This is a genomic window from Chromobacterium sp. Beijing, assembly GCF_021496765.1.
In the GTDB taxonomy this organism is placed as follows: Bacteria; Pseudomonadota; Gammaproteobacteria; order Burkholderiales; family Chromobacteriaceae; genus Chromobacterium.
Genome location: NZ_CP053750.1, coordinates 4133041 through 4159220, shown reverse-complemented (window position 1 = coordinate 4159220; position 26180 = coordinate 4133041). Strand labels below are relative to the sequence as shown.

At 65.4% G+C, this 26180-nt stretch carries 21 protein-coding genes; 7 read left to right on the top strand and 14 right to left on the bottom strand.

Annotation, left to right across the window (positions count from 1 at the left end):
• Positions 1-105 precede the first annotated feature (105 nt).
• Positions 106-1116 (bottom strand): type I glyceraldehyde-3-phosphate dehydrogenase, encoded by a 1011-nt coding sequence (gap, locus tag HQN78_RS19245; RefSeq protein WP_048408492.1) that lies wholly within the window; start codon positions 1114-1116, stop codon positions 106-108.
• A gap of 130 nt (positions 1117-1246) precedes the next feature.
• Positions 1247-3232: a transketolase gene (tkt, locus tag HQN78_RS19240; RefSeq protein WP_235085620.1), complete on the bottom strand. Its 1986-nt coding sequence runs from the start codon at positions 3230-3232 to the stop codon at positions 1247-1249.
• A gap of 429 nt (positions 3233-3661) precedes the next feature.
• Here tkt and HQN78_RS19235 point away from each other — a divergent pair, with 429 nt between their 5' ends.
• Positions 3662-4417 (top strand): BPSS1780 family membrane protein, encoded by a 756-nt coding sequence (locus HQN78_RS19235; RefSeq protein ID WP_227105849.1) that lies wholly within the window; start codon positions 3662-3664, stop codon positions 4415-4417.
• Between the two features lie 60 nt (positions 4418-4477).
• Here HQN78_RS19235 and hutH read toward each other — a convergent pair whose 3' ends face one another.
• From hutH to hutC, 6 genes are all read right to left on the bottom strand, one after another.
• Positions 4478-6007: a histidine ammonia-lyase gene (gene hutH, locus HQN78_RS19230; protein WP_107801298.1), complete on the bottom strand. Its 1530-nt coding sequence runs from the start codon at positions 6005-6007 to the stop codon at positions 4478-4480.
• Positions 6008-6148: 141 nt separating this feature from the next.
• On the bottom strand, positions 6149-7534 hold the full coding sequence (locus HQN78_RS19225) for an amino acid permease (protein ID WP_107801299.1): 1386 nt from the start codon (positions 7532-7534) through the stop codon (positions 6149-6151).
• A gap of 521 nt (positions 7535-8055) precedes the next feature.
• Positions 8056-9729, bottom strand: coding sequence for a urocanate hydratase (gene hutU, locus HQN78_RS19220; RefSeq protein ID WP_107801300.1), 1674 nt, complete (start codon positions 9727-9729; stop codon positions 8056-8058).
• A 75-nt stretch (positions 9730-9804) separates the two neighbouring features.
• Positions 9805-10728: a formimidoylglutamase gene (gene hutG / locus HQN78_RS19215; protein WP_227105852.1), complete on the bottom strand. Its 924-nt coding sequence runs from the start codon at positions 10726-10728 to the stop codon at positions 9805-9807.
• 15 nt (positions 10729-10743) lie between these two features.
• Entirely contained in the window at positions 10744-11991 is a 1248-nt protein-coding gene (gene hutI, locus HQN78_RS19210; protein WP_235085618.1) for an imidazolonepropionase, read from the bottom strand.
• A gap of 254 nt (positions 11992-12245) precedes the next feature.
• Positions 12246-12962, bottom strand: coding sequence for a histidine utilization repressor (hutC, locus tag HQN78_RS19205; protein WP_199225959.1), 717 nt, complete (start codon positions 12960-12962; stop codon positions 12246-12248).
• 155 nt (positions 12963-13117) lie between these two features.
• On the opposite strand from hutC, the gene HQN78_RS19200 reads away from it, so the two are divergent.
• The 3 genes from HQN78_RS19200 to HQN78_RS19190 all read left to right on the top strand — a co-directional run bounded on the left by HQN78_RS19200 (position 13118) and on the right by HQN78_RS19190 (position 15067).
• The gene (locus HQN78_RS19200) at positions 13118-13534 is read left to right on the top strand and encodes a DUF962 domain-containing protein (protein WP_107801302.1); all 417 of its coding nucleotides are present in this window, start codon (positions 13118-13120) and stop codon (positions 13532-13534) included.
• A gap of 35 nt (positions 13535-13569) precedes the next feature.
• Positions 13570-14439, top strand: coding sequence for a D-hexose-6-phosphate mutarotase (locus HQN78_RS19195; protein ID WP_107801303.1), 870 nt, complete (start codon positions 13570-13572; stop codon positions 14437-14439).
• A 67-nt stretch (positions 14440-14506) separates the two neighbouring features.
• Entirely contained in the window at positions 14507-15067 is a 561-nt protein-coding gene (locus HQN78_RS19190; RefSeq protein ID WP_227105857.1) for a hypothetical protein, read from the top strand.
• 212 nt (positions 15068-15279) lie between these two features.
• On the opposite strand, the gene HQN78_RS19185 is transcribed toward HQN78_RS19190, so the two are convergent.
• The 5 genes from HQN78_RS19185 to rarD form a co-directional block, all read right to left on the bottom strand.
• Positions 15280-17154 (bottom strand): M3 family metallopeptidase, encoded by a 1875-nt coding sequence (locus HQN78_RS19185; RefSeq protein ID WP_235085615.1) that lies wholly within the window; start codon positions 17152-17154, stop codon positions 15280-15282.
• Positions 17155-17277: 123 nt separating this feature from the next.
• Positions 17278-17841: a GNAT family N-acetyltransferase gene (locus HQN78_RS19180; protein ID WP_158274391.1), complete on the bottom strand. Its 564-nt coding sequence runs from the start codon at positions 17839-17841 to the stop codon at positions 17278-17280.
• Positions 17835-18026, bottom strand: coding sequence for a hypothetical protein (locus HQN78_RS19175; protein ID WP_158274392.1), 192 nt, complete (start codon positions 18024-18026; stop codon positions 17835-17837). The genes HQN78_RS19180 and HQN78_RS19175 overlap by 7 nt, the downstream gene beginning before the upstream one ends.
• A 304-nt stretch (positions 18027-18330) precedes the next feature.
• Positions 18331-18606 (bottom strand): hypothetical protein, encoded by a 276-nt coding sequence (locus HQN78_RS19170; RefSeq protein WP_081547485.1) that lies wholly within the window; start codon positions 18604-18606, stop codon positions 18331-18333.
• 302 nt (positions 18607-18908) lie between these two features.
• Positions 18909-19823 (bottom strand): EamA family transporter RarD, encoded by a 915-nt coding sequence (gene rarD / locus HQN78_RS19165; RefSeq protein WP_227105863.1) that lies wholly within the window; start codon positions 19821-19823, stop codon positions 18909-18911.
• A 604-nt stretch (positions 19824-20427) separates the two neighbouring features.
• On the opposite strand from rarD, the gene HQN78_RS19160 reads away from it, so the two are divergent.
• The 3 genes from HQN78_RS19160 (at position 20428) to HQN78_RS19150 (ending at position 25272) form a co-directional block, all read left to right on the top strand.
• A complete protein-coding gene (locus tag HQN78_RS19160; protein ID WP_235085613.1) occupies positions 20428-23904 on the top strand; it encodes an indolepyruvate ferredoxin oxidoreductase family protein in 3477 nt (1158 codons plus the stop codon).
• A gap of 208 nt (positions 23905-24112) precedes the next feature.
• Positions 24113-24664, top strand: coding sequence for a hypothetical protein (locus tag HQN78_RS19155; RefSeq protein WP_107801309.1), 552 nt, complete (start codon positions 24113-24115; stop codon positions 24662-24664).
• A 74-nt stretch (positions 24665-24738) separates the two neighbouring features.
• Positions 24739-25272 (top strand): DUF2059 domain-containing protein, encoded by a 534-nt coding sequence (locus tag HQN78_RS19150; RefSeq protein WP_235085611.1) that lies wholly within the window; start codon positions 24739-24741, stop codon positions 25270-25272.
• A 64-nt stretch (positions 25273-25336) separates the two neighbouring features.
• Here HQN78_RS19150 and HQN78_RS19145 read toward each other — a convergent pair whose 3' ends face one another.
• A complete protein-coding gene (locus tag HQN78_RS19145; RefSeq protein ID WP_107801311.1) occupies positions 25337-26140 on the bottom strand; it encodes a mechanosensitive ion channel family protein in 804 nt (267 codons plus the stop codon).
• Between the last annotated feature and the right edge of the window lie 40 nt (positions 26141-26180).

The window sequence follows — 26180 nt, the reverse complement described above, 5'->3', positions numbered from 1 at the left end:
CTTAACACCAATCAAATGCCGGTGGATGTAGCGCCCGCGCTAGCGGACGCAAAAAATCCGGGCCGGCAACGCATGCCGGCCCGGATTTCCTGGATCACTTCGTCGTCAGCAAGCGAACATCGCGCGCGCGGTACGCAGCATCTGGCAGCTGAAACCCCATTCATTGTCGTACCAGGCCAGCACTTTCACCATATTGCCGCCGGTCACCTTGGTCAGCGTCGAATCGAAGGTGGAGGCTTCCTCGGTGTGGTTGAAGTCGCCGGACACCAGCGGCAGGGTGTTGTAGCCCAGGATGCCCTTCATCGCGCCGTTGGACGCTTCCTTCAGGATGTCGTTGACCTCGTCCTTGGTGGTGTCGCGCGCGGCGCTGAAAGTCAGGTCCACCAGCGAGACGTTGATGGTGGGCACGCGCACCGAGAAACCGTCCAGCTTGCCCTTCAGCTCCGGCAACACCAGGCCCACGGCCTTGGCCGCGCCGGTCTTGGTCGGAATCATATTGTCGGTGGCGGAGCGGGCGCGGCGCAGGTCCTTGTGCTTGACGTCGGTCAGTACCTGGTCGTTGGTGAAGGCGTGAATGGTGGTCATCAGGCCTTTCTTGATGCCGATGGCCTGGTGCAGCGCCTTGGCCACCGGGGCCAGGCAGTTGGTGGTGCAGCTGGCGTTGGACACCACGGTCATTTCCGGCTTCAGCACGTCGTGATTGACGCCGTAAACGATGGTGGCGTCGACATCGTCGCCGCCCGGCGCGGAAATCAGCACCTTCTTGGCGCCGGCGTCCAGGTGGGCCTGGCATTTTTCCTTGCTGGTGAAGGCGCCGGTGCATTCCAGCACCAGATCCACGTCCAGCGCTTTCCACGGCAGTTCCGCCGGGTTGCGGGTGCTGAAGAACGGGATTTTGTCGCCGTTCAGGATCAGGTGGGCGTCGTCCTGCTCGACCTCGCCGGGGAAACGGCCGTGCACGGTGTCGAACTTGGTCAGGTGGGCATTGATGTTGAGATCGCCGGTGGCGTTGACGGCCACTACTTTGAAATCGTCATGCAGCTGGTTTTCGTAGATGGCGCGCAGTACCTGGCGGCCGATGCGGCCGTAACCATTGATGGCGATGCGGATAGTCATGCTTCTAAATCTCCTGGGGACGATCCGGAGCGCCCGGTTTCCCGGCCGGCGCTCCGCGTGTTGTGTAGTGCGTCCACTACATGAAACGGCGAACAAAAGGCCATTGCTTTCGCAATGGCCTGTCTTTACATCACAGCAGCGCTTTGGTCTTGGCCACTACATTGTCGACGGTGAAGCCGAAGGCCTGGAACAGCTGCGGGGCCGGGGCGGATTCGCCGAAGTGGTCGATGCCGACCACGTCGCCGTCCAGGCCCACGTATTTGCGCCAGAAGTCCGGGTGGCCGGCTTCGATCGCCAGCCGCGGCAGGCCCGCCGGCAGCACGCTGTCGCGCCAGGCCTTGTCCTGGCGGTCGAACACATTGGTGCACGGCATGGACACCACGCGCACGGCGACGCCTTCCGCCGCCAGCGCATCCTGCGCCTTCAGCGCCAGTTCCACTTCGGAACCGGTGGCTATCAGCACCGCGCGGGCGCCGGCGGCGTCGCGCAGCACATAGCCGCCCTTCTGGATCGCGGCCAGCTGCGCCGCGTCGCGGGCGACGAAGGGCAGGTTCTGGCGGCTCAGCACCATGCTGCTCGGCGTGGTCTTCTGCTCGACGGCGTGCGCCCAGGCCGCCGCGGTTTCGGCGGTGTCGCACGGACGCCAGGTGTGGTGGTTGGGGATGTAGCGCAGCGTGGCCACTTGCTCCACCGGCTGGTGGGTGGGGCCGTCTTCGCCCAGGCCGATGGAATCGTGGGTGAACACGAAGATCGGATTGATCTTCATCAGCGAAGCCATGCGCAAGGCGTTGCGCGCGTATTCGCTGAACATCAGGAAGGTGCCGCCGTACGGACGCAGGCCGCCGTGCAGGGTCATGCCGTTCATGATGGCGGCCATGCCGAACTCACGCACGCCGTAGCTGATGTAGTTGCCCTGGCCGTCGCGGTCAATCCACTTGGAGCCGGACCAGTTGGTCAGGTTGGAGCCGGTCAGGTCGGCGGAACCGCCGACGAATTCCGGCAGCGCCGGTGACAGCGCTTCCAGCGCGATCTGGCTGGCCTTGCGGGTGGCCACGGTCTGGGCGGCGTCGGCGATCTTGGCCAGCGCGGCGGCCTTGGTCTCTTCCCAGCCGGACGGCAGCTCGCCCTGCATGCGGCGGCTGAATTCGGCGGCCAGTTCCGGGAAGGCGGCGCGGTAGGCGTCGAAGCGCTTGTTCCATTCGATCTCGGCCAGCGCGCCCTTGTCGCGCGCGCTCCACTCGGCGTAGATCTCGGCCGGGATCTCGAACGGCGCGTGCGGCCAGTTCAGGCCTTCGCGCGCGGCGGCGATTTCGGCCGCGCCCAGCGGCGCGCCGTGGCAATCGTGGCTGCCTTGCTTGGTGGGCGCGCCAAAACCGATGGTGGTCTTGCAGCAGATCAGCGTCGGACGCGCGCTTTCCTTTTGCGCGGTGGCGATGGCGGTGGCCACTTCCACCGGATCGTGGCCGTTGACGTTCTTGATCACCTGCCAGCCGTAGGCTTCGAAGCGGGCCGGGGTGTCGTCGGTGAACCAGCCTTCCACATGACCGTCGATGGAGATGCCGTTGTCGTCCCAGAAGGCGATCAGCTTGTTGAGCCCCCAGGTGCCGGCCAGCGAGCACGCTTCGTGGCTGATGCCCTCCATCAGGCAACCATCGCCCAGGAAGGCGTAAGTGTGATGGTCTACGATCTGATGGCCGTCGCGGTTGAACTGCGCCGCCAGCATTTTCTCGGCCAGCGCCATGCCCACCGCGTTGGTGATGCCCTGGCCCAGCGGGCCGGTGGTGGTTTCAATGCCGGGAGCGTAGCCGTATTCGGGATGGCCGGGAGTCTTGGAGTGAAGCTGACGGAACTGCTTGAGGTCTTCGATGGAGAGGTCGTAACCGGTGAGGTGCAACAGGCTGTAGATCAACATGGAACCGTGACCGTTGGACAGCACGAAGCGGTCGCGGTCTGGCCAGTTGGGATTGGCCGGGTTGTGTTTCAGGTGATCGCGCCACAATACTTCCGCGATGTCTGCCATCCCCATCGGGGCGCCGGGGTGACCGGATTTGGCTTTTTCAACGGCATCCATGGACAGGAAACGGATGGCGTTGGCAAGCTCGGTACGGGTGACCATTTCGGGAAAACCTCAAGACTTGTGTGGAAACCGGGACGACGGCCGCGCCATCCGAACATGCCTCCGGCATGGACCAACCGTCGCAAAATCATGGAATTATCGCCGATTTTCACCATTGGCGGCAACCGCCCCGCCGCGCGGAATACCGCTGCGGCATGAAGGGGCATGAAAAATAGCCGGATGCGGCCGTTTTGCAAGATAATGCCCAGGCCGGCATAAAATGCATTTTGAATCAAAAGCCTGCGAGCGACTCCGCGCCGGGTTCCGCCGATGACGAATGGGCAGAATGCGCGACGGACGCGCCGGCAGGGAAACCCGCGACGCAAATCGCTGTCAGTCTGGCTCTGTCTTTAGCCGCGAAAAAAAACGAACCGGCCGACGCGGCCAAGCGCCGCCGGCTCGATCGCCACAACCTTTTTGGAGATTTCGATGCAATCATTCGATGCCCTACCCGCTCCGCGCAAAGTCGCTTTCGGACGCGGCTGGCGCTGGATCGTGGAGGCCTTTTACATCGTCCGCCAGCAGCCGCTGACCTGGGTCCTGCTGGCGCTGGCCTATCTGGTGATCAATTTCATCGTCAACATGATCCCCTTGCTGGGCGGCCCGCTGTCCTTCTTCCTGGCGCCGGTGTTCGCCGCCGGCTTCATCCTGGCGGCGAAGAAATGCGAGCAGGGCTCGGAGCTGGAACTGGGCGATCTGTTCGCCGGCTTCAAGACCGCGCTGCGGCCGCTGATCAATGTGGGCATGCTCTACCTGGCCATCCTGATCGTCATCGGCGTGGTGCTGGGCCTGTTGATGGGCGCGATGGGCGTGAGCGTGGCCAAGAGCGATCCCAACGCGATCCCGGTGATCGCCGGCCCCATCGCGCTGTTCGCCTTCATCGGCGGCGTGGCCATCTTCCTGGTCAGCCTGGCTTACTGGTTCGCGCCGGCGCTGGTGACGCTGAACCAGGCCGGCCCGTGGCAAGCGATCCGCACCAGCTTGCAAGCCGGCCTCGCCAACTGGGGCGCGGTGCTGGTCAGCGGCCTGATGCTGGCGGTGCTGGCCTTCATCGCGATGATTCCGCTGGGCCTGGGCCTCTTGCTGTGGTTCCCAGTGCTGTACGTTACCGCCTACACCGGCTGGAAGGATATCTTCGGCCAATCCGCGGCGCCGGCGCGGCCGGACGAGCCGGTGGTATTCTAAAGGCCGTTGAATAAGAAAAGCCCGCCGTCAGGCGGGCTTTTTTTGCGGCTGCGGCGGCGCTTACAGCGAAGGCAGCAGGCCGGCTTCGACGAAGCGGTTGTAAGAGCCGCTGGCCACCAGCGCGGCGGCTTTCTCGATGTCCGGCGCGAAGTAGCGGTCCTTGTCGTAGAAGCTCACCTGTTCGCGCAGCTCGGCCTTGGCCGCTTCCAGCTTGGCCGAGGTCTTGTGCGGCGCGCGGAAGTCCACGCCCTGGCAGGCGGCCAGCAATTCCACCGCCAGGATGCCGGCGGTGTTGCCGGCCATGTCGCGCAGACGGCGGCCGGCGAAAGTGGCCATGGACACGTGGTCTTCCTGGTTGGCCGAGGTGGGCAGGCTGTCCACCGAGGCCGGGTGCGCCAGCGATTTGTTTTCCGAAGCCAGGGCCGCGCCGGTGACCTGGGCGATCATGAAGCCGGAGTTGACTCCGCCGTTGTTGACCAGGAAGGGCGGCAGCTTGGACAGATTGCTGTCGATCAGCAGCGCCATCCGGCGCTCGGACAGCGAGCCGATTTCGGCCAGGGCCAAGGCCAGGTTGTCGGCGGCGAAGGCCACCGGCTCGGCGTGGAAATTGCCGCCGGACAGGATGTCGTTGTCGGCGGCGAACACCAGCGGGTTGTCGGACACCGAGTTGGCCTCCACCGTCAGCACCGCGGCGGCCTGGCGGATCTGGGTCAGGCAGGCGCCCATCACTTGCGGCTGGCAGCGCAGCGAATACGGGTCCTGCACCTTGCCGCAGTTCTCGTGCGAGCCCTCGATCTCGCTATGCTCCAGCAGATCGCGGTAGATGCGGGCGGCGTCGATCTGGCCGGCGTGGCCGCGCACCGCGTGGATGCGCTCGTCGAACGGGGTGCGGCTGCCCAGCGCGGCTTCCACCGACAGCGCGCCGGCCACCGAAGCCGAGGCGTACAGGTCTTCCGCGGCGAACAGGCCTTCCAGCGCGAAGGCGGTGGACGCCTGAGTGCCGTTCAGCAAGGCCAGGCCTTCCTTGGGCGCCAGAGTGATGGGTTCCAGGCCGGCGGAGCGCATCGCCACCGCGCCCGGTACGCGGGTGCCGTTGACGAAGGCTTCGCCCTCGCCGATCAGCACCGCGCTCATATGCGACAGCGGCGCCAGATCGCCGGACGCGCCCACCGAGCCCTTCTGCGGGATCACCGGGTAGATGCGCTGGTTGAACAGGGTGATCAGCGCCTCGATCACCAGCCGGCGGATGCCGGAAAAACCGCGCGCCAGCGAGTTGATCTTCAAGGCCATCACCAGGCGCACCGTGGATTCGTCCATCGGCGCGCCGATGCCGGCGGCGTGCGACAGCACGATGGAGCGCTGCAACAGCTCCAGCTCCTCCGGCGCGATGCGGGTATTGGCCAACAGGCCGAAACCGGTGTTGATGCCGTAGGCGGTGCGGCCTTCGGACAGCACCCGCGCCACGGTGGCGGCGGAGGCGTCGATGCCGGCGTGGCTGGACGGGTCCAGATGCAGTTGCAGATCGGTTTCACGTGAAACGCGGCGCAGCTCGGCCAGGCTGAGCGTGCCGGGAACGATGTTCAATACCATCTTGAGATTCTCCTTCTAAAGCGTTTGCAGCGCCGCTTGCCGCGGTGAGCGCTGGTCTTGTGTTATCGCGCCCTGCCGACAAGCGGCTTGAATGTTCCGGCGAGCCCACGCCCGCCGGACAGAAAACCTTGCGCCGCGCGTTTAGGCGGCGTCGCGCCGAGCCTCCGCCTCCGCGCCGGGCGCCAGCACCCGGCTCCACAGGAAGTGGCCGGCCACCACCAGCGCCACCCAAGCGGCGCCCACCAGCAGCGCGGAGCGGGTATCCTCGAAGTAACCGAGCACGCCGATCACGAACAGCATGAACCCTATCGCCGCCAGCGGCGCGTACGGCCAGAACGGCACCGGGAATTTCAGCTCCGCCGCCTGCTCCTTGCTCATCTGGCGACGCATCGCCACCTGAGACAGCAGAATCATCAGCCATACCCACACCGTGGCGAAGGTGGCGATGGAGGCGATCAGCAGGAACACGTCCTTGGGCATCAGGTAGTTGAGCACCACGCCCAGCAGCAAGGCGGCGGCCATCACCAGCACCGTCATCCACGGCACGCCGTTGGCCGACAGCTTGGCGAAGCTTTGCGGCGCCTGGCCCTGACGCGCCATGCCGTACAACATGCGGCCGGCGCCGAAGATGTCGCTGTTGATCGCCGAAATCGCCGCCGAGATCACCACCGCGTTCAGAATGTGGGCGGCGGCGGGAATGCCCAGGCTTTCGAAAATCTGCACGAAGGGGCTGCCCTGGCTGCCGATCTTCGGCCACGGGAAGATGGACATCAGCACGGTCAGCGTCAGCACGTAGAACAACAGGATGCGCACCGGCACCGCGTTGATCGCGCGCGGGATGGTGCGCTGCGGATCCTGCGCCTCGCCGGCGGAAATGCCGATGATCTCGATGCCGCCGAAGGCGAACATCACCACCGCCAGCGAGGCGATCACCCCGCCCCAGCCATTGGGCATGAAGCCTCCGTGCGACCATAAATTATGCAGGCCGCTGGCCTCGGCGCTGCCGAAGCCGAACAGGATGATGGCCACGCCGCCTATGATCATCGCGATAATGGCCCCCACCTTGACGATGGACAGCCAGAACTCCATCTCGCCGAACACCTTGACGCTGCACAGGTTCAAGGCGCCGATGAAGAAGATGATGCTCAGCACCCAGACCCAGCGGTCCACTTCCGGAAACCACAAACTCATATAGATGCCGAAGGCGGTCACGTCGGCCAGGCAGACGATGATCATCTCGAAAGCGTAGGTCCAGCCGGTGATCACCCCGGCCAAGGGGCCCAGATAGCTGGTGGCGTAATGGCCGAAGGAACCGGCCACCGGATTGTGCACCGCCATTTCGCCCAGCGCGCGCATCACCATGTAAACGGCGGCGCCGCCGATCAAATAGGCCAGCAATACCGCCGGACCGGCCATCTGTATCGCCGCCGCCGAACCGTAGAACAAGCCGGTGCCGATGGCCGACCCCAGCGCCATGAAACGGATGTGACGGGCGGACAGGCCGCGCGTCAGTGTTTGTGTTTGCATCTCTCTCCTCCTGGGCATGGCTGCGCTTGCCGACCGAACGCGGATGCGCCCGCTACGCCGCATCCCGCGGCCCGGCATGTTTCGTTGAGCAACCCAGCGCCGGCAAACTGTAGAGCCAGCGTGGGCGGATCACAAGACCAAGACGCGGAAAGAGCGGCCGGTCATGACGAAGCAATGCGGACTGCGGGCGCGAACGCGCCGGTGCGTCTCAGTGGACGGGCAAGAACAACATGACCGTTTTTTTCCTTTGCAAGACGATTGCCAGCCCCGCCGCTTATTTGTACAAGCTTGTCGTGCGGGACCGCGGATCCGGGCCCTCCCGGATGCCGCCAGCCGCCGCCGGCGTGAGCGCGGCGGCGTTCCTACATTCAGAACAGGTTTACGATCTTGCGCGCTAGAGCGGGACAAGGCGTGGCGGTTGAAGAAACGGAATGGTCATATGGCACATGAGCATTCTGAAGCGGCTTTCAACGCCCTTTTCCATCTATCCTGCCGACGCGCAGCTGATCGTAAACAGGTTCTCAGCGCTTCAGCATCGGCAGGTCCAGCCCTTGCTCGCGCGCGCAGTGCTCGGCGATCTCGTAGCCGGCGTCGGCGTGACGCATCACCCCGGTGCCCGGATCGTTGCGCAGCACGCGGCCCACGCGCTTGGCCGCGGCGTCGCTGCCGTCGCAGACGATGACCACGCCGGAATGCTGGGAGAAACCCATACCCACGCCGCCGCCGTGATGCAGCGACACCCAGGTGGCGCCGCCGGCGGTGTTGAGCAAGGCGTTCAGCAGCGGCCAGTCCGACACGGCGTCGGAGCCGTCCTTCATGCTTTCGGTCTCGCGGTTGGGCGAGGCCACCGAGCCGGAGTCCAGATGGTCGCGGCCAATCACGATGGGCGCTTTCAATTCGCCGTTCTTGACCATCTCGTTGAAGGCCAGGCCCAAACGGGCGCGGTCTTGCAGGCCGACCCAGCAGATGCGCGCCGGCAAGCCCTGGAAGCTGATGCGCTCCTTGGCCATGTCCAGCCAGTTATGCAGATGCGGATCGTCCGGGATCAGCTCCTTGACCTTCTGGTCGGTCTTGTAGATGTCTTCCGGATCGCCGGACAGCGCTACCCAGCGGAAGGGGCCGATGCCCTCGCAGAACAGCGGACGCACATAGGCGGGCACGAAGCCGGGGAAGTCGAAGGCATTGGCCACGCCCTCTTCCAGCGCCATCTGACGGATGTTGTTGCCGTAGTCCAGCGTGGCGGCGCCGCGTTCTTGCAAAGTCAGCATCGCGCGCACCTGCGCCGCCATCGATTTCTTGGCGGCGGCGGTGATTTCGGCGCCGGAGGTCTTCTGCTTGGCGCGCCATTGCTCCACGGTCCAGCCCTGCGGCAGATAGCCGTGCACCGGGTCATGGGCCGAGGTCTGGTCGGTGACCACGTCCGGGGTGATGCCGCGCGCCACCAGCTCCGCGAACACGTCGGCGGCGTTGCCCAGCAGGCCCACCGATACCGCCTTGCCGCTGTGCTTGGCCTCGTCGATGATGGCCAACGCCTCGTCCAGAGTCTTGGCCTTGCGGTCCACATAGCGGGTTTTCAGGCGGAAATCGATGCGGGTTTCGTCGCATTCGACGGCGATCATGCTGAAGCCGGCCATGGTGGCGGCCAGCGGCTGGGCGCCGCCCATGCCGCCCAGACCGCCGGTCAGGATCCAGCGGCCTTGCGGCTTGCCGTCGAAATGCTGATTGGCGACGGCGAAGAAGGTTTCGTAAGTCCCCTGCACAATGCCTTGCGAGCCGATGTAGATCCAGGAGCCGGCCGTCATCTGGCCGTACATCATCAGGCCCTTCTTATCCAGCTCGTTGAAGTGCTCCCAGTTGGCCCAGTGCGGCACCAGATTGGAGTTGGCGATCAAGACGCGCGGCGCGTCGGCGTGGGTCTTGAACACGCCCACCGGCTTGCCGGACTGCACCAGCAGGGTTTCGTCGTCCTCCAGACGCTTGAGCACGTCCAGGATGGTGTCGTAGCACTTCCAGTCGCGGGCGGCGCGGCCGATGCCGCCGTACACCACCAGGCTTTGCGGGTGCTCGGCCACTTCCGCGTCCAGATTGTTCTGGATCATGCGGTAGGCGGCCTCGGTCAGCCAGCTCTTGCAAGTCAATTCGCTGCCGCGCGGCGCGCGGATGTGGCGGGTCGGATCAAAACGCGGGTCGGACATCGGTATTCTCCTTTGTAGGCCCGCCGCCGGTTGTGGCCCGGCGGGCGGGGAATGACGCTATCGCTATCAACGGGTTCAGGGCTGTTTCAGATGCCGGCCTATGCTCCACGCCAGCCGGGCGGCGGTTTTGGCGCCGTGGCTGTCGATGTCGAAGGCCGGGTTCAGTTCCACCAGGTCGGCGGCCGCCAATTTGCCGCTTTCGGCCAGACGCCGGACCAGGGCCTCGACCACGGGCAGCGCCACCCCCATGGCGGCGGGGGCGGAAACCGCCGGCATCACGCTGGCGGGCAATACATCCAGATCTATGGTCAGGTAGACGATGTCCACCTGATCGACGAAGGCCATCATCGCGCTGCGCACCGTGGACAAGGTGTCCAGCGTCATATCGCTGTCCAGCGTCCACTTGACGCCGAGCGCGCGGGCGCGGGCGAACAAGGCCTGGGTGTTGGACGGCTCGGCCACGCCCAGGCACAGATAATGGAAGGGACGGCCGGCCTGCGCGCAGTCGGCGGCGATCTGGGCGAACGGGGTGCCGGAGGTGGCTTCGGCCGCTTCGCGGATGTCGAAATGGGCGTCGAAATTGACGATGCCTATCACCTTGTCCGGATGCGCGGCCGCCAGTCCGCGCCAGGTGCCGTAGGCGGTTTCGTGGCCGCCGCCCAGCACCAGCGGAAAGTGGCCGTCGGCGCGCAGCCGGCGCACCTGTTCGCCCAAGCGCGCCTGCGCGGCGTCCAGGTCGCCGTCGGCGCAGGCCACGTCGCCGGCGTCGCACAAGGGCAAGGCCTGATGCCAGGCCAGATTGGCCAGCGCCTTGCGGATCGCCGTCGGGCCGGCGGCGGCGCCGACGCGGCCCTGATTGCGGCGCACGCCCTCGTCGCAGGAGAAACCGACGATGCCGACGCCCGGCTCCAGCCCGGCGGCGTAGGGACGCGCCAGCTGATGCCAGCGCCGCGCCAGATCGCCCTCGCCGGCGTCGACCCGGCCGCTCCAAACACTCATGTCTACGCTCATGCTTCAACAGCCTTTCATATGCTGCGCCACGCCGCGGAACACGCGCTGACGCAAAGGATTGTCGCCCAAGCCGTAAACGATCTCGGCCGGCGAATCGATGTCCCACACCAGCAAGTCGGCGACACGGCCGGCGGCCAGCCGGCCGTGGCTGGCGCCGCGGCCCAGGGCTTGCGCCGCGTGGCGGGTGACACCGGCCAGCGCCTCTTCCGGCGTCAGGCCGAACAGCACGCAGGCCTGGTTCATCGCCAGCCGGATGGAGGCGAACGGACTGGTGCCGGGGTTGAGATCGGTGGACACCGCCATCGGCACGCCGGCGGCGCGCAGCAGGTCCACCGGCGGCTTTTGGGTTTCACGCAGGAAGTAGAACGCGCCCGGCAGCAGCACCGCCACGGTGCCGGCGGCCTTCAGCGCGGCCACGCCGGCGGCGTCCAAGTATTCGACGTGATCGGCGGACCAGCCGCCGAACTCGGCCACCAGTTCGGCGCCGTGCAGATTGGACAGCTGCTCGACATGGCCTTTGACCTTGAGGCCGTGCGCGCGCGCCGCTTCGAACACGCGGCGGGTCTGCGCCGGGCTGAAGCCCACGCTTTCGCAGAAAGCGTCCACCGCCTCGGCCAGACCGGCGCGCGCGGCGGCCGGCAGGATGGCGTCCACGATGTGGTCGATGTAGGCGTCGGGCCGGCCGGCGTACTCCGGCGGCAGCGCGTGGGCGGCCAGCAAGGTGGCGGACACTTCCACCGGCAGCTCGTCCCGCAGGCGCCGCGCCGCGCGCAGTTGCTTGAGTTCGTCCTCCAGACTCAGGCCGTAGCCGGACTTGATCTCCACCGTGGTCACGCCCTCGGCCATCAAGGCGCGCAAGCGCGGCTTGGCGGCGGCGGCCAGGCCGGCTTCGTCCAGCGCCCGGGTGGCGCGCACGGTGGAGACGATGCCGCCGCCCTCGGCGGCGATCTGCTGATAAGGCACGCCGTTGAGGCGCTTTTCCCATTCGGCGGCGCGGTTGCCGCCGTAAACCAGGTGAGTGTGGCAATCGATGAAGCCGGGCGTGATCCAGGCGCCCTTGGCGTCGATCACCGCGCCGTCGAAGCCGGCGGGGTCCACGTCCGCGGCCGCCGGCAGCGCGACGATGCGGCCGGCTTCCAGCAATAGCGCGTGGCCGTCCAGCGCGCCGTAAGGCGCCGGGCGGCTAGGATCCATGGTCGCCAGCCTGGCGTTGATCCACAGGCTGCGGCGATCCGTTTCGGCTTGACTCATGGTGGGCTCGCTGCGGGTTATTTGTATATACAATTAATCCTATCCAAACAGCCTGTCAAGTTTGAAGCGGTGATTTTTGTAAACAGGCCGAATTGGCAGATTTTACTTATAGTCCAATCACTTGATGTTGCATGGCAACAAAAAAGCCGCCCGGCGGCGGCTTGAGGCGACTGGAAAATTCAGCCTCTATTTGTATATACAATATTGCGCTCGAACAAGCGCGGCAAGCTGCGGCGCAGCATCCCCGCCGCCGCTCAGCGCTTGACCCGGGTTTGCGAACGCAATTTGTAGCGCGAGCCCGGATGCGTCAGCCGCGCGAAGCTGACCAGCTTCTTGTGCGACCAAGTGCGGCGCAAAACCAACAGGCAGGGCTCCTGCGCCCTCATGTCCAACATCGCCTGCTCGGCCGCGCTGGGCAACACCGCCTCCACGCTGTGCTCGATGTCGGTCAGCGGGCAGTTCTTCATCAGGTAGTCGTTGGGCGTGCGGCTGCTGAAGTCCTGTTCCAGATAATCCGGCGCGAAAGCGGGATTGACGTAACGGTCTTCCAGCTGGATGGCCACATCGTCCTCGCGGTGGACGATGAGCGAGCGGAACACCGTGCTGCCCTCCTTCACCCCCAGGCGCAGCGCCACGTCTTCGGTGGCCTGCACGGCCTTGAGTTCGTAGACGTCGGCGCTGTGGCGATGGCCGCGCGCCTCGATTTCTTCGGAGATGTTGTTGATGTCCAGCAGCGGGGACTCCGCCTTGCGCTCCGCCACATACGTGCCGTCGCCGGCGAAGCGCAGCAGGATGCCGGCCTCGGCCAGATCCCGCACCGCCTTGTTGACGGTCATGCGCGATACCTGGAACTGACGCGCCAACTCCAGCTCGGGCGGAATCTTGCCGCCTGGCAGAAACTGGCGGGAACGAATGCCTTCAAGGATGTATTCCTTGATGCGCAGATAACGCGGTTGTGCTGTGGATGACACCTTGGGAACCCAGACATTAACGGTTGGCAAAAGGATTGTAGCCCAAGGCGGCGCGCAAGCCCCTGATCCAGCGCAGACAAAACCGGCCGCGGGCATTGCCGCCGCCGCTTGTCTGCGCCAAGATGGAAGCCCGTCGCCCGTTTGCGAGGCCTGACATGACGCTTGAGCAATGGTTGCAAGAGTATGATCTCAGTCACCGCCATCCCGTCAATATCCGCATTCATAAAATCTGCGTGCCCGCCATCGTGTTCGCGCTCTTGGGCCTGCTCTCCAGCGTGCCCTCGCCGCTGAACCTCGCCTGGCTGGCGGCGGCGGCCGGCCTGGCCTTCTATTGGCGGCTGGGCCGCGCGCCCGCGCTGGCGATGGCGGCGATGTGCCTGCCCATGCTCTTGCTTCTGGAGGCGGCGTCCCGCGCCGGCCTGCCGCTGGCGCTGCTCTCTCTGGGGCTGTTCGTCGTCGCCTGGATCGGCCAGTTCGTCGGCCACGCGATCGAGGGCAAAAAGCCCTCCTTTCTGCGCGACCTGCAATTCCTGCTGATCGGCCCGCTGTGGACGCTGCGCCGCTGGCTGTAGCGCGCTATCATCGGTTTTTTGCCCGGAAGCTCCGTATGTCCGTCGCCCTGCCTCCCGCCGCCGCGCTGTCCAGCCGCGCGCCCGGCGTCGATATCCTCGTCATCTCCACGGCGGATTTTCACGCGGAAATCTCCTTGCTGGGCGGCCAGTTGCTCAGCTTCCGCGCCGCCGGCCAGCAACCCTTGCTGTATTTGTCGCCGCAGGCGCGCTACCAGCCGGGCAAGGCCATACGCGGCGGCGTGCCGCTGTGCTGGCCCTGGTTCGGCCCGCACCCCGACGACGCGAGCCTGCCGGCCCACGGCGTGGCGCGCACGCAAGCCTGGCGCCTGGACGAGGTCCGCGAGGACGCCGGCGCGTTCCACGTGAAACTCTCCGGCCCGGAATGCGACGGCCTGACGGCGGAAATGGAATACCGGCTGGGCGCGGCGGTGGAAGCGGCGCTGACCACCCGCAACCGCGGCGACCGCCCGCAACGCCTCGGCGCCGCGCTGCACAGTTATCTGGCGGTGGGCGACGCGCGCCAAGCCGCCTTGTCCGGCCTGGACGGCGAGCGCTGTCACGACAAGGTGGCCGGCCGCGAAAGCCGCTGGCCGGACGGCGAATTCCGCTTCCGGGGCGAGGTGGACAGCATTGTTTACAGCGAGCGCCCCGCCTTGCTGCGTGACCCGGTCTGGCGACGTTGCATTCGCGTCACAGCGGAAGGCGCCGGCAGCGTGGTGGTGTGGAATCCGGCGGCGGAGAAAACCGCCTTGCTGGGCGACTTGCCGGACGCCGCCTGGCTTGATTTCGTCTGCGTGGAAACCGCCAACGCCGGCGACGATGTCCGACTGCTCGCCCCCGGCGCCAGCCACCGCCTGGCCTGCCGCTTGACGCTGGAACCCTTCCACGGCGAGGCCGGGGTATAATGAGGGCCGATGCCGCCGCGGCACACAGCCCGGCGGACCGCGTTTTTCAGTTCCGGAACCCCTAGCGATGGCCAGACCCGACAAGATTTCCCGTTTCCTGCCGATTTCCTTTGCCAACGGCAACAGCGTGCGCCGCTTCGGCAAACACTGCCCCAGCTGCCGCGCGATGGTGGGCTCGGAGCATATGGAAGGCATCGCCAGCAAACAGCAGGACAAGATCTTCCTCGCGGCCCAGGCGCGCTGCCCGTCCTGCGGCGCCGGTTTCCCGGTGCGTTGCGTGATCACGGACGACAAGCGCGTGCACCGCGTGCTGCTGCCGCACTGGGCCTTCCGCATGTGGCTGCACATGGCCACCCGCAACGATCCGCAGCCGCCCGGCGACGAAAACTGGACGCTGGAGGCAAGCCCGTCGGAAACGCCGCAGCAAGGCTTCGTGCTGCCCGACAACGCCTTCGTCACCCGATCGGAAGAAGTGCTGGGCCGTTTTCAGGGCGAGCCCATCAACGCCTGGATCGAATATCAGGGCCAGCGCTTCGTGTTCGAACGCGCCGCGCCGCCCAGCGGCGACGCCCGGCTGGATTCAAGCGAGCTGCTGTTTGAAGGCCGGCTGATCTACCGCCAGGCCTGAGGTCTATAGCGCGGCTTCTGCTGCTGAGCGAGGACAAAGAAAACGGCAGCCCTTGGGCTGCCGTTGTCATGCGCGGCCTCAGAATGTGTTTACGATCTCGCGAGCGAAGGCGAGCGTCTGAGAAAGCGGAATGTACACATGGTACATGAGCATGTTGAGCTTGTACTCACCGTGTAACGCTCCGCGACGCGCAGCAGATTATGAACAGCTTCTCAGTGCGCCGCGGCCGGGTAGCGCTCTCTGACCCAAGTCTCGAAACGGCGGCACATTTCCGCCTCCCCGGCCTCGTTGTCGGCGATCAGCTCGGCGCCGTGCACCAGCCGTATCGTCGCGTCCAGCCGCTCCGGGTAATCCCGCGCGTAGTTCCGCTCCGCGGCGGCGGCGATCTGCCGCTCCGCCTCTTGCCAGGCCTCGGCCGCGCTGCGCTTGCAGGCCTCGGCCAGATAAAGGGCGTTGAAATGCTCGCCGGTCAGGCTCAGCAAGGTGGCGTCGTGGCTGAGGCTGTTGCCCGGCGCCCAGTAATGCTCGGCCAGCAGCGGGCCGATCGCAGGGTTGTCGGTCAGATAGCCGTATTCGCGCAGGAAATGGGCGCGGGTCTGATACACCGCCATATGCGCCAGCAAATAGCCGTGATAGGACGCCGCCGATTCCTGATTCAGCAGATGCGGAATCGCCAGCAAGGGCCTCGGACCGCATTCCACGCCCAGAATCTCGCGCTCGCAACGACGCGCCAGCGCCAACACCGTCTCCGGCTTCAGTTCCGCCTCCGGCAAGCGGTACAGCTCGCGCTCGAAGTAGGCGACCACGGCGATGGAGCGCTCGGAGAAGGCGAAGAAGGGCTGGACCGCTTCGATGCGCGCGCGGATCAAGGCGTCCGGCATCGCCTCCCCCGCGGCGTTGCGCGCGTAGCGCTTCAGCCAGTCGGCGTCGTTCAGCAGGCTGTCGCAGAACATGCTCTGGGTTTCGGCATAAGCCATCGAAGTGGGCGCGAACTCCTGGGAGAAGCACGGCGCGTTCTGGATCACATTGGCGAAGTGCGCGGCGTGGCCGCCTTCGTGGAACAGGGTGTTGATTGCGCGCGCGCCGCTGCCCACCTGATCCGGCGTGGCGTCGGCGGTGAAATTGATCCGGCCCGGCACCCAGCGGTCGCCGTCGTAAAAGCTGGGCACCGGCCCGTGGCAGAAACCGTTCTGATACTTGCCCTTGCGCTCCACCAGGTCCAGCTGCATCGTGGCCTGCCGGTATTGCACGCCCAGCCGGCGGAAACTCAGCACCCAGCGCTCCACCGCCTTGGAGAACGGCAGATAGGGGTCCATCTGCCGGGTGACGTCGCCGCTCATGTGAAAACGCAGATTGTGCGGCAGCAGCGCGTCCTCGCCCTTGTCGTCGGCCAGACGCCGCAGCGCTTGCTGATTGGCCTCGCGGGTGCGCGCCTCGAAATCGTCGAGAACGGCGAACAGCGCCTCCGGCGTCATCTGCTCGTTCTTGCGCACCTTGTGCTCGAAATAATCGGCGCTGCCCAGGCTGCGCGCCAGCGCGTTGCGCTGTTTGACGATGTCGAGAAAGCCGTTGTCCAACACCCAGCGCTCGAGATCGAGCAAGGCGTCGTGCGAGCTCTTGCGCGCGGCGGCGTCCGGGTTGGTGGTCATATTGATGCTCAACATGGTCAGCGTCGCCTCTTCGCGCTCGCCGCGCTCGTTGATGTGGCTGAGCGCGAGATCGCGGCGCTTGGCGAACAACGCGGCCTCCATCTCGATCAGCCGGCGCATCTGCTCCTGCGCCGCCTCGCTGTCGACGATATTGCTCTCGAACAAGGCCAACCATCCCCGATAACCGTGCAGCAGGGCGTCGCGCTCCGCGCCGGCCGGCTGCGCCTGCAAGCCCTCCAGCGCCGCGCGCACCGCCGTCAGCCGCTCCGGGCTGGAGATGAAGGCCTTGTAGGCGGCTTCCGCGCGGGCGAAACCGTCGTGGTCGTCGGACACCGCCATATAGGTGTCCCAGAACAGGTCTTCCTTGGTCTTGTGCACCGCCAGGTAATCGCGGTTGAGCTGGTCGAAGCCCGCGCGCAGTTCGGCAATCGCTGTCATCTTGCTCACTCTCCTTTGCGCTGTCCGTCGGCCGCTTGTGGCGGGCCGGAACAGTCTGTTTATGAAGTTTGCATTAAGTGTGCGCGAGCGTCCTCCGCCGGTCAAGCGCGGGCCGCGCCCAAGCTAGCCGCGCGCTTCCGCCGCCCATTGCAGGACTTCCCGCCGCGGGCCGGCGAAGGGCGGCGGCACCGCGGACAAGAGCAGGCTCAGCCTCGGCTCAGCGCCCAGCGGCTGCACCACGAAACCCAAACGCCGCGCCAATTGCAGCATGGCGATGTTGCCAGGCGCGCAATCGGCCCAGATCCGGTGCCAGCCCAATTGGCGGTAGCCGAAGTCCAGCATCATCCGCGCCGCCTCCAGCGCGTAGCCCTGGCCCCAGGCCGATTCCGCCAGTTCGATGCCGAAGCCGGCTTCGCCGCCGCGTCCCAGGCCGCGCAGGCCGACCGAACCGAGCAGCGCCTTGTCTTCGACGCGCACGATGGCCAGCTGCCAGCCGCGGCGGGGGGCGTCGCGCTGCTGCTCCAGAAAGCGCAGCAACAACTGCCCGCTGCGCGCAGGCGTGAGTTCTTCCGGCGGGTAATGACGGGCGAACTCGCGGCCGCTGCGCGCCATCGCGTAGGCGGCGTGATCGTCCGGGCGGAAATCGCGCAGCATCAGACGCCGGCTGTAGAGCAAGGGGCTCAGCATAAGCCGCCCTTCTCCAGCCGCAGCCGGTGAATGCGCTGTTCCAGCTCCTGGCGACGGTGTCGCTCTTGTTGATCCTGGTGTTGAGTCTGGCTTCTCAGCCATGCTTTATCGGTCAACGCCGCGTGGTCGTCGCCGAGAATGTCGCGCAGCAAGTGCCGCGACAGGGGAATAAAGAACAATGCCATGATGGCGTAACCTGTAAAGAACGATAAAGATCATGGACGGCTGGCCCGCGGGGAGCGGGAAGGCGTCCGGCATGCGTCGTCCGGCTTGTGGGGCCGAGCGACGCTGCGCAGTCTGCTACCGGGATGGCATGACGTCAAGCATAATCTGAGCGAAAAATACCTATGGCATGGAGAGAGGGAAGCCGTAGCCGCTAAATCCGTTTACGCTCCTCGCGAGCGGGAACGAGACAGGCGAACGCCGCCGAGAAAAGCGTAGGAGCGGTACGAAGGGGCGCGCCGCGCCCGGCGGGCATGGCGCAGGCGCTCAGCGCCACCAGCCGAGATAACGGGCCAGGCTGGTGGAAATGGCCGCGTCGGTCAGACCCAATTGCAGGCCCACCATCGCCGCGTAGAGCTGCATGCCGTGTTCGTCCGGCATATAGGGCAGCGCCCAATCGCTCAACATCGGATACAGCAAGCACGCCAGCAACAGGCCTGCCGCCAGCGCCGCGCCCACCCAGGCGCGGGAACGCGCGCGCAGGGCCAAGCGGATCAGAAGATCCGAACCGAAGAAAACCACGCTAACCAGATAGAGCGCCATGACGCGCCTCCTTGCAAAATATTGACCATGTCACTCCGCCGCCGGCGGCACGAGGGCGGCTCGGAGCGAATGCTTGTTTTTGGGGCAATCAGGGGCGGCAACGCATTGCAATGATGCATGGGCGGCGCGGTGCAACCGCGCTCGGTGCTTTTGAACGGCTGGCGCGGGCCGGATTCGGCTCGGCAATGGGCCGACGCCGGAAACACTCGGCGACGGCCCATTGAGTGGTTTATAGCAGACTCTCCTAATGAAAACAGCCCGCGTTTCTTGCGAAACGCGGGCTGCTCCAAACGCGGAAAAACTCAGGTCGCGGCGGCGCGTCGCCCCTGCCACATCTGCAGCAAACCGGCGGCGGAGTACAGCAGCAGGGCTGCCCAGATCAGGCCGAAACCCAGCGCGCGGCCGCTGTCGAACGCTTCTCCGAACAAGAGCACGCCCAGCGCCAGCTGGATGCTGGGGCCGATGTACTGGATCACTCCCACCGTCGCCAGCTTGAGCCGGCGCGCGCCGGCGGCGAACAGCAGCAAGGGCACCGCGGTCACCACGCCGGCGCCTATCAGCAAACCGGTCTGCGCGGCGGAGCCATGGCCGAAAGCGCCCTGCCCCTGCCATTCGAACCAGACCAGGGCCAGCGCCGCCAGCGGCGTCATCAGGAAGGTTTCCAAAGCCAGGCCCTCCAGCGAGGCCAAGGGCGCCTTCTTGCGCAGCAGGCCGTACAAGCCGAAGGTGGCCGCCAGCGACAGTGCGATCCACGGCAAGGCGCCGGCGCTGTAAGTGATCCAGGCCACGCCCGCCGCCGCCAGCAGCAAGGCGGCGTTCTGCAGCCCGCTCAAACGCTCGGACAGAAAGATCCGGCCCAACAACACATTAAACAGCGGATTGATGAAATAGCCCAGGCTGCCCTCCACCACGTGGCCGGCGTTCACCGCCCAGATATAGATCAGCCAGTTCAGCGACAGCAGCAAGGAAGACAGGCCGAAGATGCCCAGCTTTCGCGGCTCGCGCACCGCGGCCGGCAGCCAGCCCCAATGATTGCGCGCGGTCAGCACCGCCGCGACGAACACCGCAGACCAGACAATGCGGTGGCACAGAATTTGCAAAGCCGGGACATCGTGCAGCGGCTTCCAGTACAGAGGAAACAGACCCCAACAGATGAAGGCGGCAACGGTGAAAACGACGCCGCGGCCGCTTTCGGAGGTAGAAGAAACTGAACTCATGGGATTTCACACAGCAAGGGAGGGGGTCAGGATGACAGCTTAACCAAATTGCCTCAGCGGAAAAACCGCTATTCAATCAACAGATTGTTCAATATTTAAAACAATGACTTTCCGGATGGCAAACATGCTGCGCTGGCACAATCGCCGCAGCCGCCGTCCAATTCAGTCAATCTCTTTGACGTTGACGTAAACGTAACTTATAGTCCGATCAAATAGAGAAAAGACTCTAGAAACCAGCCCCGGACCAGGGACCGCGCCGGCATGCAAAACATGCCGGCGATCAAAAAAACACCGGCTGGAAGATGGAGCTCAACCGCTGACAGCAAAGGAGAAGCCGTCGGCGCCGCACAGACCGCACACATGCGGCGGGCGCAGACACACCGGGCCGCCGCCCTTGCATAGAACCTGTTCAATGTCTGCCGCGCTCAACGCGCGAAACTTGAAACAGGCCCTCATAAGGGCGGTGACACCGGGCCAGCGGGTCTAAAACTTAAGGAGAAGGCCGGCCGAACGCGCCCACAAGGCGCAGGCCGGCCCCATCGCCACAAGCGATGGGACGTCCGCCGCGCGGCGGACGCGCCCGAGAATGACAGGAGGAGAAACCATGTCGATCCGCCACGCAGACCTGGAAGAAAAATACACGGCCCCCACCGGCCAGGTGCTGATGACCGGGATTCAGGCGCTGGTGCGCCTGCCCATGCTGCAACAACAACTGGACCGCGCCGCCGGGCTCAATACCGCCGGCTACGTCACCGGCTACCGCGGCTCCCCGCTGGGCAATGTCGACCAGACCATGCAGAAGGCCGGCAAATACCTGAAGGAACACAATGTGGTGTTCCATCCCGGCCTCAACGAGGACCTGGCCGCCACCGCGGTCTGGGGCACCCAGCAGGTGAATATGTTCGACGGCCCCAAATACGACGGCGTCTACGCGCTGTGGTACGGCAAGGGTCCGGGCGTGGACCGCTCCGGCGACGTGCTCAAGCACGGCAACGCCGCCGGCACCAGCCGCCACGGCGGCGTGCTGCTGGTGGCCGGCGACGACCACGCGGCCAAGTCGTCCACCTTCCCGCATCAATCCGACCACATCCTCGCCGCCAGCATGATTCCAGTGCTCAGCCCGTCCGGGGTGCAGGAAATCCTGGACTACGGCCTGCACGGCTGGGCGATGAGCCGCTATTCCGGCTGTTGGGTGTCGATCAAGGCGATCTCCGACACCATTGAAAGCTCCGCCATCGTCGACATCTCCCCGGAACGGCTGCAGTTCAAGATTCCGGAAGACTTCCCCTTGCCCGAGGACGGCCTCAACATCCGCTGGCCGGACGCGCCGCTGGCGCAGGAAAAACGCGTGCTGCACCACCGCCTGTACGCGGCGCTGGCCTATGCCCGCGCAAACAAGCTGAACCACATCACGCTGGATTCCCCCAAGCCGCGGCTGGGCATCATCACCTGTGGCAAAAGCTATCTGGACGTGATGCAGGCGCTGGACGATCTGGGCATAGACGAGGCGCTGGCCGCCGACATCGGCCTGCGCATCTTCAAGGTGGGCATGGTCTGGCCTCTGGAGCCGGAAGGCGTACGCCAGTTCGCAGAAGGCCTGGAAGAGATCCTGGTGGTGGAGGAAAAACGCCAGATCATCGAATACCAGTTGAAAGAGCAGCTGTACAACTGGCGCGACGACGTGCGCCCGCGCGTGGTGGGCAAGTTCGCCGAAAAAGGCGAATGGGCGCTGCCGCACGGCGACTGGCTACTGCCGGCCGCCGGCGAGCTGACCCCGGCGATGATCGCCCGCGCCATCGCCGGCCGGCTGGCGCTGATCTTCGACAGCCCCATCATCCACGACAGGCTGAAGTTCTACGACGACAAGGAAGCCCAGCTGGTCAAACCGCGCGAGTCCATCGCCCGCGTGCCCCACTACTGCTCCGGCTGTCCGCACAACACCAGCACCAAGGTGCCGGAAGGCAGCCGCGCCGTCGCCGGCATCGGCTGCCACTATATGGCGCACTGGATTCAGGCCGACAGCACCAAGACCTTCACCCAGATGGGCGGCGAAGGCATCACCTGGGTGGGCCAGGCGCCGTTCACCCACACCAAGCACATCTTCACCAATCTGGGCGACGGCACCTACTTCCACTCCGGCCTGCTGGCCATCCGCGCCGCCGTGGCCGCCAAGGTCAACATCACCTACAAGATCCTGTACAACGACGCGGTGGCAATGACCGGCGGCCAGCACGTGGACGGCTATCTGGACGTGCCCATGATCACCCGCCAGCTGGCGGCCGAGGGCATCAAGCGCATCGTGATCACCAGCGACGATCCGGACAAATACCAGAACGTCCAGGGCCTGGCGGCCGACGTGGAAGTCTTCCACCGCCGCGAACTGGACCGGCTACAAAAAGAACTGCGCGAAGTCGAAGGCACCACCATCCTGATCCACGATCAGACCTGCGCCGCCGAGAAACGCCGCCGCCGCAAACGCGGCGACTACCCCGACCCGGCCAAGCGCGCCTTCATCAACCAGCAGGTCTGCGAAGGCTGCGGCGATTGCGGCCAGAAATCCGGCTGTCTGTCGGTGTTGCCGGTGGAAACCCCGCTGGGCCGCAAACGCAAGATCGACCAGTCCAGCTGCAATAAGGATTACTCCTGCGTAGAGGGCTTCTGCCCCAGCTTCGTCACCGTGGAAGGCGGCCAGCTGAAGAAATCCGCCGGCAGCAGCGCCAGCCTGGGCGCGATGCCGGCGCTGCCGGAGCCGACGATTCCGCAACTCCACGAACCGTTCAGCATCATGGTCACCGGCGTCGGCGGCACCGGCGTGGTCACCATAGGCCAGGTACTGGGCATGGCCGCCTATCTGGACCGCAAGGGCGTCACCGTGCTGGACATGGCCGGCCTGGCGCAGAAAGGCGGTTCGGTGTGGTCGCATGTGCGCATCGCCGATAGCCAGGACAAGCTGCACGCGGTGCGCATCGCCGCCGGCGACGCCAACCTGGTGCTGGGCTGCGATCTGGTGGTCACCGCCGCCGAGGAGGCGCTGGCCAAGATGCGCGACGGCTTCAGCCACGCCATCGTCAACAACTACGAATCGCCGACCAGCGCCTTCCTGAAAAACCCGGACGTGCGCTTCCCCAGCAAGGCGATGAAGGACGCCGTCGTCGAATCGGTGGGCGCCGGCCGCTACAGCGAGGTCAACGCCACCCGGCTGGCCACCTCCCTGCTGGGCGACGCCATCGCCAGCAATATGTTCATGCTGGGCTACGCCTGGCAAAAGGGTTTGGTGCCGGTGACGCTGGAAGCCATCATGGAGGCGGTGCGCCTGAACGGCGCCGCGGTCAAGTTCAATCAGGACGCCTTCAGCTGGGGCCGCCACGCCGCCCATGATCCGGCGCGCATCGAAGCGCTGGTCAGCCCGTCGGCTGTGGTGGCCTTCGTTCCACGTGAAACGCCGGACGCGGTGCTGCACCATCGCGCCAGCGCGCTGACCGCCTACCAGAACGCGGCGCTGGCCGAACGCTACAAGGCGCTGGTCGGCCGCGTGCGCCAGGCCGAGGAAGCGCTGAACCCGGCCAGCAGCGCGCTGACGCTGGCGGTGGCCAAGAACTACTACCATGTGCTGGCCTACAAGGACGAGTTCGAAGTGGCCCGGCTCTACACCGACGGCGGCTTCCAGCGTGAGCTGGCGCAGCAGTTCGACGGCGATTACCAGCTGCGCTTCCACATCGGCGCCGGCTGGATCACCGGCGGCCAGCCGCGCAAAGTGGCTTTCGGCCCCTGGCTGCTGACCGGCATGAAGTGGCTGGCCAAGCTGCGCTTCCTGCGCGGCACCCTGCTGGACCCGTTCGCTTGGCAGGCCGACCGCAAGCTGGAACGCAGGCTGATCGGCGAGTTTGAACAACAGGTGGACGCCTTGCTGGGCGGTCTGACGCTGGACGCGCTGCCGCGCGCGGTGGAGCTGGTGAAAACCTGGGAAGGCGTGCGCGGCTTCGGCCACATCAAGGAGCGCAACTACCAGCAGGCCAAGAGCAAGCAAACGCAGCTGCTGAACGAGTTGAAGCCGGGGGGCAAAAACCGCCAGGTGGCCTAAGTTGAACAGATTGAAGTTGCTGTAAACGTAGTACCCGAGTGTTCCTACAGCTTGCGGGCGTCGACCAAGGTCGACGCCCTTTTTTTACCCATTCTTTCTGCCGGTCGCGCCCTGCTCGCATTGAAAATGCCAAAAGCATTTCCTAGCCTCAAGACTGGCGCACTCTCGCGCCGTCCCATCCCAAGCTTGTCCGCATAGGAGACCCCATATGTCCCTGAACTGTCGCCACTGGCTGCTCGCCTCCGCCTGCGCGCTGCTATTGGGCTGCGCGTCCACGCCCGGCAGCGACCGCTGCGCCGGCCTGACCCAGCCAGCCCTGCCCGGCATGGCCGCGGTGGACAATCCCGATCTGCTGAACAGCGCATTGGGCCAGCCCGGCAAAGGCGGCCTGTGCGCCGGCCAGGTACGGCGCCAGGAGCCGGCGGATCAAACCGTGACGGTCTACCGCGTGTACGACAGCGCCAAGGCCAATTCGCGGCTGGGCCGCTGGTGGTCGTTCAGCCAGCCGCAAGGGCCGGTGGCCGCCTACCGCGCCGCCAACGCCATCTGCCCCAGCTGGAGCCAGCTCAACCGCATGGTGCGCTGCCAATTGAAAGTGGGCGCCCAGGTGGCGGTGGGTCCGGGCCAGAGCGCCGATTGCGCGCCGGACGCCAACTATCCGCCCTCGCCGGTCAACCAGGTCTACATCCCCAACGCCAGCCCGGACAGCCTGCTGGTGGAGCGCTGCGAGGACCTGGGAGATTTCCCGCCGGCCTCTTGAGCGAGACCCCACTCAATTGACGCCAACCTTCTAAGCCATCAGCATGGTCGTTTATTCCAACAAGAGAAACGACCATGCGCCTTAAGCCCCTTCTCGCCGCCAGCCTGTGCGCCGCGCTGTTCCACGCCGGCCCAGCGTTCGCCGCCGAAGACAGCGTCGCCGCCGCCAAAGCCCTGCTGCGGGCGATGCGTTACGACGAGATCATCGCGCAAACGATGCAACAGATGGAAGCCTCCATGCAGCAGCAAATGGAGCAGCAGCTGTGGCAAAACCTGCCAAACTGCGCGGAAACGCCGGACTGCAAAAGCAAGGTCGGCGCTTTTCTGCAGCAGGTGATGAAAACCCAGCAAGCCTATTTCCACTCCCCCGAAACCCGCAAATTGATGAACGAAGTGCAGGTCCAGGCGCTGAGCAAGAATTTCAGCGTCGCCGAGATCCGCGAGATGAGCGCTTTCTATCAGACCCCCACCGGCAGCAAGATGCTGCGGCTGATGCCCAAGATCACGGCGGAAATCGGTCCGGTGCTGATGAAGGACATCGGCCAGCGCTTGATGCCCGAGCTCAAGCAGCAGATGGACGAGTTCGCGCGGCGGAACGACGTCCGCTAAACCGGCCAACACGCAGCAAAACGGGGCCAGCGGCCCCGTTATTGTTGTCCAGCGCCCGCGGCGCTCAGCTCTGACGCACCACCATCGCCTGCTCCGGCGCCGGGAAGCCGCCGGCGGCCAGGGTCTCGCGAATCACGCGGTTGCTGTCGAAATACACCTGCCAGTAATCCTGCGGCTTGCAATAAGGCCGCACCGCCAACACCGGTCCCAAGGGCGTGAACTCCAGCAGGCCGATGTCCGGCGCCGGGCTGGCCAGCACATTGGGCACCTTGGCCACCGTCTCCCGCAGCAAGCTCATCGCCGCGGCGTGATCGGCGCTGGCGGCCAACTGGGCTTTCAAATCCACCCGCCGCTGTTCGTTGACGCTGAAGTTCTGGATGGTGTCGGAGAAGATCTTGTTGTTGCCGATCAGGGTCAGCACCCCGTCCGGCGTGTCCACTGCGGTGGCGAACAAGCCGATGTGCTTGACCGTGCCGATCACGCCGGCCACGCCCACCAGATCGCCCACTTTGAACGGCCGCAACACCACCAGGAAGATGCCGGCGGCGAAATTGGCCAGCAGTCCGCTCCAGGCCATGCCCACCGCCACGCCGGCGGCCGCGATCACCGCGGCGAAGGTGGTGGTCTGCACCCCGAAGAAACCGAGGATGCCGATCACCAGCACAATGGTCAGCGTCACGTCCAGGAAGGACTTCACGTACTGGCGGATGGTGTGGTCCAGCGACTTGCTGGCCAGCTTGGCGTCCAGCAGCCGGGTGGCGAAATTGATCAGCCAGCGGCCCACCAGCCACAGCAAGATGGCCGACAAGATATTGAGGCCGATCTTCACCGCCAGATCGGTCCAGTGAGTCCAGTTAATGGCATCCATTTGTAAATTCCCCTTTTGAACGGTTTTGCAACATGTTTAA